A 14,723-nucleotide genomic window follows, 5' to 3' on the forward strand; every position below is an offset into this window, starting at 1 on the left:
TATTTTAAATTTACTTTAAATAACCACTTTATCAGTTAGCAAAAGTTTGAAGTACTTTACCGCTAAGGTTTTGGCCCAACAATGGAGTATTTTTCCCTTGCGATAAAATCGTGTCTTTGCTTACTGTCCAGCTTAATTCAGGATCGACTAACACCCATCCTGCTTCATCTTTCCAACGCGTAGTCATATTGGCAACCTGCGCAGGTACGCTAGTCACTTTCTCCACCCATTCTAAAGGTTCAAATAAGCCTTCATTAATGAGTTGAATGCCTAAAGATACATAAGTATCAAAAGCAGTAATGCCCGGTTGAGTTTCAGCAAATGGTGCCATTTTTGCGGAGCTGCTTAAAGGTTCGTGATGCGTACAAATTGCATCAATCACGCCCTCTTTTAAACCTTGACGTAAAAGTTCTTTATCTTGCTCAGAACGCAATGGTGGACGAACATGTGCTAGCGAATTGAAACCATCAGTTAAGTGTTCAGTTAAATGCAACTGATGCATTGCTACATCGGCAGTCACAGGTAAACCTTTTGCTTTTGCTGCGCGGATTAATTCAACCGATGCACCACAAGATAACAAACCAAAGTGGGCTTTTACGCCAGTTGCTTCAATCATAAGCAAATATTTCGCAATCGCCACAGTTTCAGCAATTGCCGGAATCATTGGCAAACCTTGGCGAGAAGCAATAAAGCCTTCGTGTGCACATCCGTCTTTAGCAATCTGTGGCTCTTCAGCATAAAACACAACCGTTAGACCAAGACCCGCTGCATATTCCAAGGTACGAATAACTACATCGTCATTTTCAAAAGCAGCATTCGCATTAGAAACAGCAGTACAACCACCTTTTTTCAGGCCCGCCATGTTTGCTGGTTGCTTACCATTTAAACCTTGGGTCTGAGCACCAATGATATGCATATGAATGCCCCCATCATGCCATGCCTTTTCAATCAAGCCATGAATGAGAGCACCGTTGTCTTGTACAATCGGCTTTGAATCAGGTGGTGTAATAACATGCAAAATACCATTGCCACGTGCTGCCTTACCTTCCGATTTCAATGTCCCATGTTGCTGTTGACCTGGTTCACGCAAACGCGCGCATAAATCAACCATGGTTGGCATTAACCATTTACCTTGGCCGTCAATGGTTTGCTCCACTTGCTCTACAGGAGCAACCAACTTTCCATTTTCAATATATACAGTTTGTACGCTATCTGTTTTTTGGATTGGGTCTAACACACGTACATTTTCAATTTTTACAATACTCATGTGATCCATTCCTTACAACGTAATCGCTTCAATTAAACCTTGCTCTTGGAGTTGGCCTTGCATTGATAACGCCAATACGGCCATACGAACTGCAATACCATTGGTTACTTGTTTCAAAATAACCGACTGATCTCCATCAGCAACACTTGAATCAATTTCTACACCACGGTTCATAGGTCCCGGATGCATCACAATGCAATCTGGTTTAGCTAAACCAAGACGTTCTTTGTTTAAACCATACATTCTGTAAAATTCAGACTGTGAAGATAACGCTGGAGAGTCAATACGTTCGTTTTGAATACGTAAGGCAATAATCACATCACAACCAGTAATGCCTTCATCCATCTTGTTAAACAAGCGGACATTCTCACCATATTCAGAAAAGCCCACTGGCAATAATGTATTCGGTGCAATCACGCGAATATCTTTACAACCTAGGGTTTGTAATGCAGCTACATCCGAACGTGCTACGCGAGAGTGTTTAATGTCCCCGATAATGGCAACGCTTAAATCTTCAAATGGTTTTTTAGTTTCACGGCGAATAGTCAGCATATCAAGCATCGCTTGCGTTGGATGCGCGTGACGCCCATCCCCTGCATTAATAATCGCGACCTTTGGACATACATCTTTAGCAATGAAATGTGCAGCACCCGAAGATGAATGGCGAACAACAAAAATATCCGCGGCCATTGCTTCAAGGTTCCAGAGAGTATCGCGCAGAGTTTCACCTTTTGAAGTACTTGAACGTGCAATATCAATGTTCAGTACATTGGCAGACAAACGTTTTGCTGCTGCTTCAAAAGTAGTACGGGTACGTGTGGAGTTTTCAAAAAAGAGATTCATAACCGTCAATCCCTCTAAGAGCGGACGGTTAATTAAATTATTATTATCATCTAAAAAGCTTTGTGCGGTATCTAAAATCTTGGTGAGGTTTTCTTTTGAAAGTCCCTCAATCGTTAAAAAATGTTTTAAATTTCCGTCTTGATTGAGCTGAACCTGGCTCGGTTGATGCAACGCTGCAATATGCATAATGGATTCCTATGGGTCGAATCGCGAAAACGTGCATAGTGTAGCTGAATTCCGCTCTTTTCGCAGAAGAACTTTACAGAATAAGGCCCTAAATTAACCAGAAAATTTAGGACCTTGATCTAGATTATCTCAAGGCACCAATATAATGATGTGGAACTTGTGCTCGATAAATGTCTTCGGCACTGATTTCTGAATCTTCATCATCGTTAACAACAGTAATTTTTTCTTTCAGAGAAAGCTCCGGTATTGTGTCAACCAACGATCTTAATCGTTCAACACATCGTTTTAATTCGTCATCGTCCGACTCTAGTGCAAGCCCAATGACATATTTTGCATAATCTTTATTTTGAACCACATACAGGGCATCTATTACCCGCCCCGTCACCCTACGCATGCGTACATATATTTGTGTAGCTACTGAGAAAGCATCTGCATTAGAAACAAAACCATTCCCCATCATGTCTTTCATTTATAATTACCCCATCAATCTAAAATAATAAAAATGGTTAAAAAATAGCTGTGTTTGTTAAATAAATAACCATTGATAGGATTGACTTAGCAAAATACATACCACTTTTACTGTATTAATCTTTAAAAATCAGTTTATTGGTTGGATTATGATAGGTTGCAATAATTTAAAAACCTTTACACATCAAAATAAGTTAAACTTTGCATCGTTAATATTTATATGTTTTGGTCAATCGAGTTTATGAATACCTCTTTACGTTTAAACCACTATTGGATTACTTGTGCTGATGGTTTAGAAGCCCTCTTACAAGAAGAAATAGAACAGCTTGGCACCAAAGTGACAGAACGTAAAGCAGGACGTTTAATCATTGAAGGGACGCTTGAACATGCTTATCGCATCTGTATGTGGTCTCGTCTAGCATCTCGTGTTTTACTTCCAATTCATACTTATGAACTCGAACATACACATGATGCACGTGATGTAGCTGAAGAGCTTTATGAAGGTGCGATTAGCTTTGACTGGTCACTTATTTTTGCACCACAAAGTACCTTCGCAATTCGCTTACATGCAGAACGTGAAATTAAGGTTAATACTCAATTTGCAACACTTCGAGCAAAAGATGGTGTTGTCGATTCTTTCATGGAAGCTGTAGGTCGTCGTCCGAGCATTGACACCAAACAACCAGAAATTACGTTATATGTTTTAGCAGGTAAAACCGAACATACTTACTGCTTAGATTTATCTGGTGATTCATTACATAAACGTGGTTACCGTCGTTATATGACGGATGCACCAATCAAAGAAAACCTTGCGGCGGCAATCTTACAAAAAGCTCAGCTTCAACAACGTAAGCCAGAGATTGTGCTCGACCCAATGTGTGGTTCTGGTACATTTATTATTGAAGCATTAATGATTTTGACTGACCGTGCGCCAGGACTTGTTCGCCGTTTTGGATTTAATGGTTGGCATGGTCATGACCGCGAACTTTGGCTTTCAATTAAAGCTGAAGCAGCAGAACGTCATGAAAAGGCACTTGAATTACCTTTACCTAAATTTTATGCCTACGATGCAGACTGGGAAGCTGTAAAAGCAACCCGTGAAAATATTATTGCGGCTGGCTTTGAAAAAGTATTAGGTCAAATTCAGATTGAAGAACGTACTTTAGCGGACTGGCCTGATTTTTCAGCTGAAGGCAAAACTGCATTTATTGTGACAAACCCTCCCTACGGTGAACGTTTAGGTGATAAAGCATCTAACCGCTCTCTTTACCTAGGTTTATCTGCGCTTTTACAAAAACATTTCCCAAATCAATATGCAGCAATTATTGCAGCGCAAATTGAACAAGCCGATGTTTTAGCGTTTGAAGCACCTGAAACTTTACGGTTAATGAATGGTAAATTACCGATTTACATTCGCTTTGGTTCAATTAAGCCGGAAAAAGTTACACAACCATTCTTAGCAACTTGGCAAGCTCAACCTATTGAAATGGAAGAAGCTCAAGATTTTGCTAACCGTTTGCAAAAAAATATGACTGCCTTGAAAAAATGGGCAACGAAAGAAAATATCTATTGCTTACGTTTGTATGATGCAGACTTACCTGACTTTAATGTCGCTGTAGATTTATATGGCGATCGCTTACACGTTCAGGAATATGCCCCCCCAAAGACAATTGATCCTGAAAAAGCAAAGAAACGTTTTAATTTAGCACTTGCTGCAATTCGTGCTGTTACTGGTTTAAACCGCGATGCCATCTTTATTAAGACACGTGCGCGCCAAACAGGTACAAATCAATATACAAAACAAAGTACTGCCTCAAAACGTTTTATTGTTCAGGAAGGTAAAGCTAAAATTTTAGTTAACCTGACAGATTACCTAGATACGGGTTTATTCCTTGACCATCGTCAAATGCGTTTACGTATCGCTCAAGAAGCTCGTGGCAAACACTTCTTGAATTTATATAGCTATACCTCTACAGCAAGCTTACATGCTGCTTTAGGCGGTGCAGCAAGCACGACAAGTGTAGACTTATCTAATACTTACTTAAGCTGGTCAAAAGAAAACTTCGTTTTAAATGGCCTGACTGTAGATCATGCAGATGAACAGCACATGTTCTTTGCAAGTGACTGTTTTGAATGGTTAAAAGAAGGTCATGAACAATACGACCTTATTTTTATCGATCCACCGACATTCTCCAACTCTAAAAAGTTCTACGGTACTTTCGACGTCCAACGTGACCATGTTTCACTCATTAAACGTGCAATGAACCGTTTACATAGTGAAGGCACACTCTATTTCTCAAACAACTATCGTGGTTTTGAAATGGACGAAGAGATCGAAGCTATTTTTCAGGTTGAAGAAATTACTTCTGAGACCATTGGCCCTGATTTTAAACGTAATCAAAAAATCCACCGTGCATGGAAAATCCAGCATCCTGGCCTAGATCAATATTAATAAGACTAGAGGTTATTATTACTTCACGGTAATAATAACCTCACCATGAACATTTTTTGATTCAAAATCATATTTGGTAAATCGGTCTGCTCTTTCGGGTAATGCCATCATTTCCAGTTTCTTCTTTTCTTTACTATCGATAACATGGTTTTGTTTTTGTTCTTGATAAGGTGAAAGTACACTTGTTCTAAGTGCATCCCATCGAACTTGTTGTAAATAATTATCCCCTAACACCTGACGTGCTTGTTGTTGTTCTATCATTGGTTTCTTAGCATCGTCTTGAGCTTTCGCAATAATCACAGGTAAGGCTGCGTTCACCGCTCCTGTTTGCGTTGCTAAGGCCCCCTCACTTAGAGGCTGCGCAGCCCATACGTTAATTGGTATCAGTATAATACAACCTAAAATACACAGCGCAGGTCCTTGTTTATTGTTCATTGCATTTATCCTAAATTGTTATTGTTCGTTATATCGAACAAAATTAACAATTTTTTAAACATGTCGCAATGTTATAAATAGACTTCCCGACAATTAACATTGATCATTTTAAAACCTGAAATATTTCACAAGCATTTAGTGAATATTCAAGTTGTTTTATAGATTTTTATTTCAGACTTGTACGACACTGCTAAATCACTTACTGTAATTTTAAAATTTATCTGTAAATTGATTTTATTTATAAATAAACACCATTCGAGGTGAAATAATGCTTCAGCAGTGCTGCCAATTATTAGAAGATCGCCAGTTCAAAATTGCTTTTATTGAGAGTGCGAGTTCGGGTTATTTAACAAGTCAGTTTTCTATTCACAAAAATAGTGGTGCAGATATTTTACTAGGTGGCTTAGTTAGCTACGACCCAAGCATTAAAATTAGTATTTTAAATATCGATCCAAAGTTAATAGAGACTTACACGGCAGAGTCACCGCAAGTCACAGAAGAAATGTGTAGGCTGGGTCAAAGCTTATTTCAACAAGCTGATATTATTGTCAGTTGTACTGGGCTATTAAAATCTGGAGGAAGTGAAACCCCAGAAAAACCTGTGGGCACCTTTTTTATTTGCATTTCTTACCAACATCATATTTATCATTATCGTTATTTTTTATCTGGTCACTCAGAACAAAAGTTAAAGACATTAACTCAGAAAGTTTCAGATGCCATAATTGCTTTGCTCACATCAACCCTAAAAACTGATTCACCATAAAAAAAGAGAATATGTTTCCATATTCTCTTTCCGGTTTTAGCAGACAAAGCTTAGCTGAGTTTCATTTTATCGAAGACTAAATGCCCATTTTCGCCTTTAACTAGAATAGTATCACCTGCGACAAAATCACCCGACAAGATTTTTTGTGCTAATGTGTTTTCAATCTGTTGTTGAATCGCACGTTTCAATGGACGCGCGCCATAGACAGGATCGAAACCAGCATCAATCAATAAATCAAAAGCGGTATCATCTACGGTTAAACTCATGTCACGATCAACAAGACGCGAACGTAATCGATCCAACTGAATATCGGCAATGCCACGAATTTGTGCTTTTTTGAGTGAATGGAAAATTACAAGCTCATCAATCCGGTTAATAAATTCCGGACGGAAATGCTGACTAACTGCATTCATTACAATGGTACGCACTTCATCGTCTGTTGCACCCTCGCCTAGCTCACGTACATCTTGTGAACCTAAGTTCGAAGTCATCACAATTACCGTATTTTTAAAGTCTACTACTCGACCTTGTGAGTCTGTTAAGCGGCCATCGTCCAACACTTGGAGCAAGATATTGAATACATCTGGATGTGCTTTTTCAACCTCATCAAACAACACCACACTATATGGCTTACGGCGAACAGCTTCAGTTAAAACACCGCCTTCTTCATAACCGACATATCCTGGAGGTGCACCAACCAAACGGCTAACAGAATGTTTCTCCATGAATTCACTCATATCGATACGAATCATGGCATCATCACTGTCAAACAAGAAGTTAGCCAGCGCTTTAGTCAACTCAGTTTTACCAACACCTGTTGGACCCAAGAACAAGAATGAACCACTTGGACGATTCGGGTCAGACAAACCGGCACGTGAACGACGAACTGCATTCGACACCGCAACAACAGCTTCATCTTGCCCAACTACGCGGTCATGTAAAAACTCCTCCATATTAAGAAGTTTTTCACGTTCGCCTTGCATCATTTTAGCAACGGGGATACCTGTCGCAGCACTAACAACTTCGGCAATTTCATTTTCAGTTACTTTAGTACGAATGAGTTTTGGCTCTTCGTTCTCTTCTGCAACTTCATCTTGCTCCAGTTGTTTTTGCAACTCTGGAATTACGCCATATTGTAAGCGTGCTGCCTCAGCCAAATCACCTTCACGCTGAGCTTTCTCAAAAGCAATACGCGCTTTATCAAGTTCCACCTGAGCCTGTTTAGTACCCTCGACAAGAGTCTTCTCAGATTTCCAGATTTCTTCAAGATCGTTGTACTCTTTCTCGACTTCAGCAATCTGTTTTTCAAGATGAGTGACTTCAGCTTTACTGCCGACATCTTCATCTTTTTTCACAGCTTCCAATTGCATTTTCAACTGGATTAAACGGCGATCGAGCTTATCAAGTGCTTCAGGTTTAGAGTCAATCTCCATTTTAATACGAGAAGCTGCCTCATCAATCAAATCAATTGCCTTGTCTGGTAATTGACGATCAGTGATGTAACGATGAGACATTTTCGCCGCAGCAATAATCGCAGAGTCTAAAATTTGCACACCATGGTGAGTGGCATATTTTTCTTTAAGTCCACGTAAAATTGCAATCGTATCTTCAACACTTGGCTCATCAACCAGTACTTTCTGGAAACGACGCTCTAAAGCTGCATCTTTTTCAATATATTGACGATATTCATCTAAGGTCGTCGCACCCACACAGCGCAATTCACCACGAGCCAACGCAGGTTTTAACATATTACCTGCATCCATCGCGCCATCACCTTTACCTGCACCTACGAGTGTATGTAACTCATCAATAAACAGGATGATTTCGCCTTCGTGTTTTGCCAAGTCTTTTAGAACAGCTTTTAAACGTTCTTCAAACTCACCACGATATTTAGCACCAGCCAGTAATGAACCTAAGTCGAGGGATAAAACACGTTTATTTTTTAATCCCTCTGGCACTTCACCATTCACAATACGCTGTGCCAAACCTTCAACAATAGCGGTTTTACCTACACCCGGCTCACCAATAAGAACAGGGTTGTTTTTGGTACGACGCGATAACACCTGAATGGTACGGCGAATTTCATCGTCACGCCCAATGACAGGATCAAGTTTTCCAGATAAAGCACGCTCTGTTAAATCAATCGTATATTTATTAAGTGAGTCACGTTGGTCTTCGTGATTATTACTCATGACTTTGTCATTACCTCGAATATGTTCAATTACTTTGCGTAAGCTGTCGGGAGTTACACCTACCGCACTTAAAATATTTTTAGTTTCGCCTGTCTCTGCCAAACCTAATAAAACCCAGTCAGTTGATAAAAATTCATCACCTGCCTTTTGCGCATATCTGTCTGCCAAATTAAGCGCTTTAACGGCTTCTGGGTTTAAGTTGACATCACCCGTTGGGTTGGCAATTGTCGGCGCATCTTTTATAGCCTGTTCAAGTTTTTGTTTAAGTTCAGGTAACCGTGCACCTGCTTGTTGCAACAAACTAATATTTGATGGCTCTTCTAACAAGGTAGACAAAATATGAATACCTGCGATAGCGGTATGGTCTTTACCCATCGCTAAAGATTGAGCATCTGAGAGGGCTTGCTGCAAGCGGTTTGTAAATTTCTCAAAACGCATTCTTGTTATTCCTCACAACAAATTTGTACTTGTCTAATAGATGGGAACACTTCTTCGGATTTCAAATAAATTTTTATATATTTTTCATAATGTTATAAAAATAACAATGAGTAAAACTCCATTATAATATGGGATTGTTTTGTATATATTTCAAGTACAGTTCAGCTACATTTTATTAAAATGATTGAATATTTAGATTCATGCTTATTCTTACTACGCTTTTCACAAAGTCCTCATTGAGAATGTAGTGATTAAGCTTTAGTTTATCTTGCTAGTTTCCTACTCGTTTTGAAATGAAAATGCACTTTAAACACATTATATTAACAACAACTTGTCTTTTTACTTCGGCACTAGCAATCGCTCAGCTTCCACAAGACTCCAGACGACCTGGTGGAATTGCAGTTGTTCCTCTAAGTACTGATATTACTCAGGTCACTTTTCAACAAAAGCCTGTTTTAATTAGCCAAGAAGGTCAGCAGCGTTATGCCGTGCTTGGTATTCCTTTATCTACTCCAATCGGCAGTATTCAACTCGACACAAATAAAGCCCCGATTCAAATAGAAGTTAAGTCTTATCATTACGCAGAACAACGGATTAAAGTCACGAACCAAGATTATGTGAACCCTAATCAAAGTCAATTAGACCGCTACGCTCAAGAAGCAAAAGAACAAAATGATGTGTATACCTCATTTACACAGAGCTCATGGCAAATCCTACCTACATTTATACGCCCGACTTCAGGGAAATTTAGCAACTCTTTTGGAAGAAAACGCTTCTTTAACGGCGAGGAACGCGCGCCTCACTCAGGTCTAGATATTCCTGCGCCAGTAGGACAAAAAGTTGTTGCTCCCGCAGATGGTGTGGTTATCCAAACTGGATCTTATTTTTTTAATGGACAAACCGTGTTGATTGATCATGGCCAAGGCTTAGTCAGCATGTTCTGCCATTTAAGCGCAATTAAAGTAGAGAAAGGCCAACATATCCGCCAAGGAGAAACACTAGGTTTAGTAGGCAAAATAGGACGCGTGACAGACCCTCATCTGCATTGGGGCATGAGCCTTAATAATGCTCGGGTAGATCCTCAGCTCTTTCTAAATACAGCTCGTTAATTTAAAGCTTTACGAAAATACTTTGGCGCTTCGATATAGCCTTCTCTTAGGTAAAATTGATGTGCCAAAGGTCTTTGCATTCCTGAATGCAGTTCCATTCGATCACACCCTCGGCGTCTGGCTTGTTGCTCAGCCTCCTTTACAAGTAAATGCCCTACACCTTTGCTACGCATATTCTCATCAACACACAGATAGCATATTTTGGCAAAGTCACCGTGTAAGGCAATTTGCGGAATAAAGTAGAGAGATAAAAAACCATAAATTTTACCCCCTCTCTTCAGCAATCAAAATTTGTGAGTTAGCGTCATTATGGAGTATCTCAAATTTTTCTTGAATAAGAGCAAGAGGCTGTGGGTATCCCATCTGTTTAAGTAGATCACATATGGCTTGAGTATCTTCTAATTTAGCAGAACGAATATTCACTTTTCTTCTCTCTATTATTTTTTAGTTATTTTTGACAATAAAAAAAGCCAACTCTCATGTCAGCTTTTTTTAATTTCTAGTTATCAAAAAAATGCCTTATTCCGCTTCAATAATTTCGAAGTCATGTGTAATTTCAACACCACCGTCAGAAAGCATTTTACTCGCTGAACAATATTTCTCGGCAGACAATTCAACTGCTTTTGCAACCTGCTTTTCTTTCACAGCTTTACCAGTTATCACAAAATGTAAGTGGATTTTAGTAAACACAGCCGGAATTGCGTCAGCGCGCTCAGCTTTTAAATTACATACAACATTTGTCACATCTTGGCGAGATTTCTTTAAAATGGTCACAATATCAAACGAAGCACACCCACCAAGTCCCATTAATATCAATTCCATAGGGCGTGGACCACGGTTTTCACCACCATACTCAGGTGAGCCGTCCATGATGACACTATGCCCACTATCCGATTTCGCTTCAAAAGCAACATTCTCTAGCCAATGTACACTTGTTTGCATTGCAACTACCCAAAAAAAATTATAAATTTAAGCAGGGTCTGTTGACATTTCATCTATGGATTGCGTTATAGCTAAAAATTAATCCAAATAAGACGCAAAACCCAGACAATGGCAATCCTTTGTCCAGTTTTGTAATAAAGTTTGTGAAATTTCAGCCATAATCTGAGTTGCAATTAAAGCAGCGCAGGCATAGCGCAAGACCAAGTTATTTTGTACGTTCCATTGTTAAGATCTATTTATTTAGAATGGCTAAATTTCATAGTTCTTATTTGGTACGTCTAAAAGAATTGTCTTATGTTGCAACCATCTGTGAAATGTCAACAGGCCCTTGTTTTGTACACTAACATAAAATGAGTTGATAAGGAATTTCATCTCTTCTGTGTAATAGCTCATCTCGAGCTTGTGTGAATTGTTTACCCTATTCGGAACATATTAAGCATGACTTCAAATTTTTCACAACTCAGCACAGATGCTTTATCTCCGGGGCAACTACCTGAATCCGTTAAAGCATTGTTAAAACGTGCTCACATCAACAGATATCCAAAACGAACCACAATTGTTGATGCCGGAACAGAGTCAAAATCTTTATATTTAATTTTAAAAGGCTCAGTTTCAATTATTTTGCGTGAAGATGACGAACGTGAAATTGTTGTTGCGTATTTAAATCCGGGCGATTTCTTTGGGGAAATGGGGCTTTTCGAACCGAACCCTCAACGTACAGCCGAAGTTCGAACTCGTGATGTCTGTGAAATTGCAGAGATCTCTTATGACAACTTCCACGAACTTAGCAAACAATACCCAGACTTAAGCTATGCTGTTTTTGCACAATTAGTTCGCCGTCTAAAAAATACGACTCGTAAAATGACAGATCTTGCGTTCATTGATGTGTCTGGCCGTATTGCACGTTGCTTAATCGATCTATCTTCTCAACCAGAAGCAATGATTTTGCCGAATGGTCGTCAAATTCGTATTACTCGTCAAGAAATTGGCCGTATTGTTGGATGTTCGCGTGAGATGGTTGGTCGTGTACTTAAAACCTTAGAAGATCAAGGTATGATCCAAACTGATGGTAAAGCCATTCTTATTTTTGATGCATCATTAGAAGAAAACACTGTTTCTGATGATGACTACGACGATGAAGAATAATATTCATTAAATTTTTAATAAAAAGCAAACTTCGGTTTGCTTTTTTTATATGCAACAATGAGTTAATACACAAAACTTACAAACTATTCTAATTTTATGATTTAAGTTGAATACATATTCTCCGTTAGGCTAACTCAAAATTTCCAAGGATTCCGCTGTATGCAATTTAACCCACTTAGTCGCACAGGCCTTAAACTTCCAGAAATTTGTTTAGGCACCATGACATTTGGTGAGCAAAACTCCCAACAAGAAGCTTTTGAACAACTCAATTACGCCTTGGCCCATGGTTTATATTTTTGGGATACGGCAGAGATGTATTCCGTTCCACCAAAACCTGAAACTTATGGCGCAACTGAAACGATTATTGGCAATTGGTTTGCCCAAAATGGACAACGTGACAAAGTCTTTCTCGCATCTAAAATTGCAGGTCCTGGCTTTGGAGGAACACACATCCGAGAAGGCAATACACGCTTTAACAGTGACCATATTGCCAAAGCTCTAGATGGATCACTTAAACGCCTCCAAACGGACTATATCGACCTTTATCAACTGCATTGGCCTGAACGTCATACCAACTTTTTTGGTACGCTCGCTTATGGTAATCAGCAAGCTGAAAATGATTACGACACAACACCTCTAGAAGAAACATTACTTGCTCTACAAGAAGAGATTAATCGCGGACGCATTCGCTATATTGGTTTATCAAATGAAACCCCGTGGGGCACCATGAATTTTTTACATTTGGCCGAAAAGCTAGGTGTCAGTAAATTTGTAAGTGTTCAAAACCCTTATAGTCTTCTTAACCGTACTTATGAAATAGGTATGTCAGAGATTGCTAAATATGAGGATGTCGGCTTGCTCGCCTACTCTCCTCTGGCTTTTGGTTACCTAACTGGCAAGTTTAGAAATGGTGCACGTCCCGCTAATGCTCGTGTGACACTATTCCCTCGCTTTAGCCGCTACAGTAACCCTCAAAGTGAGTGGGCAACAGAACAATATGCACAGCTAGCAGAAAAGCATGGACTAAGCTTGACTCAGATGGCCTTAGCTTTTATTAAACAACAGTTCTTTGTGACCAGCACAATTATTGGTGCCACTAATTTAGATCAACTCAAAGAAAATATTCAGGCATTTGAGATTGAATTACCAAGTGAAGTTCTAAAAGGTATTGAGGCCATCCATACCCAACAACCCAACCCTGCTCCTTAAATAAAAAAACGGATGCTTAAGCATCCGTTTCCTTTATCTATATAAAATTTACATCTTATTTGCGGCTATTATAAACTGCCATTGCCGCAGGTAAGTTTTTACGCATATCACCAATACGTTGTGAGTTAGATGGGTGAGTAGACAAGAATGATGAACCACCGCCACCTTCAAGCTTATTCATTTTTTCCCAAAGCGTAATCGCTGCATTTGGATTATAGCCTGCACGCGCCATCAACATTAAACCACCTTGGTCAGCACGACTTTCCAAGCTACGAGAATATGGTAAGCCTACACCCACTTGTGTACCTAACTGAGCGGCAGCAGTACCAAGCTGGCCTACATTATTACCCGCATAGCTTAAACCGATGCCTAGAGCTAAATCAGTTAAAGCTTGTGCACCGATTTTACTTTTTGCATGCTCCTCTAAAGCATGTGTCATTTCATGTCCCATAACAGCTGCAATTTCAGCATCTGTCAGGTTCAACTTATTCACAATACCTGTATAGAACACGACCTTGCCACCAGGTGCAACGTAAGCGTTAATTGTATCTGATTTCAACACCGCTAACTGCCAGCTAAATGGTTGACCAGTCTGATTCATCTGGTTGGCATATGGTTTTAAACGGTTGAATACAGCATTAATACGGTTATATGTACTAGAGCTTGTATCGAGAGCACCCTTACCACGTGCTTCCTGCACCATCTTATTAAAACCTTGAGCAGATTGAGCATTTAAGGTTGCAGTATCTGCACCAGCCATGTCCGCTACTGTTGCACAGCCAGAAATGGTCATCACACTTGCTGCACACAAGCTTAAAAAGAGTTTTTTATTCATAACACGGATCACCTAAATCGATAAAAAGCTGTTTATTCTTTTGCACTTATTATAAGAAATACCACTCATGCTTTGAATGTCTCATTTCTTCATGATCATAGTATTTATGTAACGATCAAGTAGATAAAGTCATCAAATAAATCCAGAAAATTAAACAGATTACATTTAAACCCAGATAAACATGACTTAAGGTTTTAACTTTCTCTTCAAGATTAGGACTTTCCCGTTTCCAGAGTAAATAACTATTTTGTATGAGTACAACAGGAATTAACACACATGCGAACAAAACCGACAAACTCATAAAAGCAGTCATAAAGAAATCTTCATGATATTCCTGTCCATAAATAACCAACATCGCCAGCGTGGGTGAACCACCAATAGCAAATAAAAAAGAATAAAAAATTGTTTTTGAAATAGTTGGTTGCAGCTTCATCCTGA

General features: G+C 39.3%; 14 protein-coding genes and 1 pseudogene. 5 read left to right on the forward strand and 10 right to left on the reverse strand.

Features of this window, described 5'->3' with window-relative positions:
* Positions 1-31 precede the first annotated feature (31 nt).
* From H7R46_RS11905 to H7R46_RS11915, 3 genes are all read right to left on the reverse strand, one after another.
* Positions 32-1,267: a dihydroorotase gene (locus H7R46_RS11905; protein WP_005070303.1), complete on the reverse strand. Its 1,236-nt coding sequence runs from the start codon at positions 1,265-1,267 to the stop codon at positions 32-34.
* 12 nt (positions 1,268-1,279) lie between these two features.
* Complete coding sequence (locus H7R46_RS11910; protein WP_005070304.1) at positions 1,280-2,296, reverse strand: aspartate carbamoyltransferase catalytic subunit; 1,017 nt, start codon at positions 2,294-2,296, stop codon at positions 1,280-1,282.
* A gap of 124 nt (positions 2,297-2,420) precedes the next feature.
* Positions 2,421-2,765 (reverse strand): hypothetical protein, encoded by a 345-nt coding sequence (locus tag H7R46_RS11915; protein WP_005070307.1) that lies wholly within the window; start codon positions 2,763-2,765, stop codon positions 2,421-2,423.
* 240 nt (positions 2,766-3,005) lie between these two features.
* Between H7R46_RS11915 and rlmKL the strand changes: the two genes are divergently transcribed.
* Positions 3,006-5,216: a bifunctional 23S rRNA (guanine(2069)-N(7))-methyltransferase RlmK/23S rRNA (guanine(2445)-N(2))-methyltransferase RlmL gene (gene rlmKL / locus H7R46_RS11920; RefSeq protein ID WP_025469846.1), complete on the forward strand. Its 2,211-nt coding sequence runs from the start codon at positions 3,006-3,008 to the stop codon at positions 5,214-5,216.
* 18 nt (positions 5,217-5,234) lie between these two features.
* Here the strand turns inward: rlmKL and H7R46_RS11925 are convergent, their stop codons facing one another.
* The gene (locus H7R46_RS11925) at positions 5,235-5,651 is read right to left on the reverse strand and encodes a hypothetical protein (RefSeq protein ID WP_005070310.1); all 417 of its coding nucleotides are present in this window, start codon (positions 5,649-5,651) and stop codon (positions 5,235-5,237) included.
* Between the two features lie 268 nt (positions 5,652-5,919).
* On the opposite strand from H7R46_RS11925, the gene H7R46_RS11930 reads away from it, so the two are divergent.
* Positions 5,920-6,414 carry a CinA family protein gene (locus H7R46_RS11930; RefSeq protein WP_005070312.1) on the forward strand — a complete coding sequence of 165 codons (495 nt, stop codon included), beginning with the start codon at positions 5,920-5,922 and terminating at the stop codon, positions 6,412-6,414.
* 50 nt (positions 6,415-6,464) lie between these two features.
* Here H7R46_RS11930 and clpB read toward each other — a convergent pair whose 3' ends face one another.
* Complete coding sequence (clpB, locus tag H7R46_RS11935; RefSeq protein ID WP_005070314.1) at positions 6,465-9,044, reverse strand: ATP-dependent chaperone ClpB; 2,580 nt, start codon at positions 9,042-9,044, stop codon at positions 6,465-6,467.
* Between the two features lie 299 nt (positions 9,045-9,343).
* Between clpB and H7R46_RS11940 the strand changes: the two genes are divergently transcribed.
* A complete protein-coding gene (locus H7R46_RS11940; protein WP_182924208.1) occupies positions 9,344-10,153 on the forward strand; it encodes a M23 family metallopeptidase in 810 nt (269 codons plus the stop codon).
* On the opposite strand, the pseudogene H7R46_RS11945 reads toward H7R46_RS11940, so the two are convergent.
* From H7R46_RS11945 to H7R46_RS11955, 3 genes and pseudogenes are all read right to left on the reverse strand, one after another.
* Positions 10,150-10,576 (reverse strand): annotated as a pseudogene (locus tag H7R46_RS11945) (GNAT family N-acetyltransferase). The gene H7R46_RS11940 and the pseudogene H7R46_RS11945 sit on opposite strands and share 4 nt — an antisense overlap.
* Before the next feature lie 96 nt (positions 10,577-10,672).
* Positions 10,673-11,095 (reverse strand): OsmC family protein, encoded by a 423-nt coding sequence (locus H7R46_RS11950; protein WP_005070319.1) that lies wholly within the window; start codon positions 11,093-11,095, stop codon positions 10,673-10,675.
* 78 nt (positions 11,096-11,173) lie between these two features.
* Entirely contained in the window at positions 11,174-11,293 is a 120-nt protein-coding gene (locus tag H7R46_RS11955) for a hypothetical protein (RefSeq protein WP_002121587.1), read from the reverse strand.
* A gap of 240 nt (positions 11,294-11,533) precedes the next feature.
* On the opposite strand from H7R46_RS11955, the gene crp reads away from it, so the two are divergent.
* Both crp and H7R46_RS11965 read left to right on the forward strand, forming a co-directional pair.
* Entirely contained in the window at positions 11,534-12,241 is a 708-nt protein-coding gene (gene crp / locus H7R46_RS11960) for a cAMP-activated global transcriptional regulator CRP (protein WP_005070320.1), read from the forward strand.
* Positions 12,242-12,400: 159 nt separating this feature from the next.
* On the forward strand, positions 12,401-13,450 hold the full coding sequence (locus H7R46_RS11965) for an NADP(H)-dependent aldo-keto reductase (protein ID WP_005070322.1): 1,050 nt from the start codon (positions 12,401-12,403) through the stop codon (positions 13,448-13,450).
* A 55-nt stretch (positions 13,451-13,505) separates the two neighbouring features.
* On the opposite strand, the gene H7R46_RS11970 is transcribed toward H7R46_RS11965, so the two are convergent.
* Complete coding sequence (locus tag H7R46_RS11970) at positions 13,506-14,285, reverse strand: M48 family metallopeptidase (protein ID WP_002121572.1); 780 nt, start codon at positions 14,283-14,285, stop codon at positions 13,506-13,508.
* A 115-nt stretch (positions 14,286-14,400) separates the two neighbouring features.
* A complete protein-coding gene (locus H7R46_RS11975; RefSeq protein ID WP_002121533.1) occupies positions 14,401-14,718 on the reverse strand; it encodes a hypothetical protein in 318 nt (105 codons plus the stop codon).
* Positions 14,719-14,723 lie beyond the last annotated feature (5 nt).

This window comes from Acinetobacter sp. BEC1-S18-ESBL-01 (assembly GCF_014169935.1).
In the GTDB taxonomy this organism is placed as follows: Bacteria; Pseudomonadota; Gammaproteobacteria; order Pseudomonadales; family Moraxellaceae; genus Acinetobacter; species Acinetobacter pittii.

Bases quoted from the DNA above. Each gene is read 5' to 3' on its own strand.
- H7R46_RS11905 (WP_005070303.1), bottom strand. From the start codon at position 1,267: ATGAGTATTGTAAAAATTGAAAATGTACGTGTGTTAGACCCAATCCAA.
- H7R46_RS11910 (WP_005070304.1), bottom strand. From the start codon at position 2,296: ATGCATATTGCAGCGTTGCATCAACCGAGCCAGGTTCAGCTCAATCAA.
- H7R46_RS11915 (WP_005070307.1), bottom strand. From the start codon at position 2,765: ATGAAAGACATGATGGGGAATGGTTTTGTTTCTAATGCAGATGCTTTC.
- rlmKL (WP_025469846.1), top strand. From the start codon at position 3,006: ATGAATACCTCTTTACGTTTAAACCACTATTGGATTACTTGTGCTGAT.
- H7R46_RS11925 (WP_005070310.1), bottom strand. From the start codon at position 5,651: ATGAACAATAAACAAGGACCTGCGCTGTGTATTTTAGGTTGTATTATA.
- H7R46_RS11930 (WP_005070312.1), top strand. From the start codon at position 5,920: ATGCTTCAGCAGTGCTGCCAATTATTAGAAGATCGCCAGTTCAAAATT.
- clpB (WP_005070314.1), bottom strand. From the start codon at position 9,044: ATGCGTTTTGAGAAATTTACAAACCGCTTGCAGCAAGCCCTCTCAGAT.
- H7R46_RS11940 (WP_182924208.1), top strand. From the start codon at position 9,344: ATGCACTTTAAACACATTATATTAACAACAACTTGTCTTTTTACTTCG.
- H7R46_RS11950 (WP_005070319.1), bottom strand. From the start codon at position 11,095: ATGCAAACAAGTGTACATTGGCTAGAGAATGTTGCTTTTGAAGCGAAA.
- crp (WP_005070320.1), top strand. From the start codon at position 11,534: ATGACTTCAAATTTTTCACAACTCAGCACAGATGCTTTATCTCCGGGG.
- H7R46_RS11965 (WP_005070322.1), top strand. From the start codon at position 12,401: ATGCAATTTAACCCACTTAGTCGCACAGGCCTTAAACTTCCAGAAATT.
- H7R46_RS11970 (WP_002121572.1), bottom strand. From the start codon at position 14,285: ATGAATAAAAAACTCTTTTTAAGCTTGTGTGCAGCAAGTGTGATGACC.
- H7R46_RS11975 (WP_002121533.1), bottom strand. From the start codon at position 14,718: ATGAAGCTGCAACCAACTATTTCAAAAACAATTTTTTATTCTTTTTTA.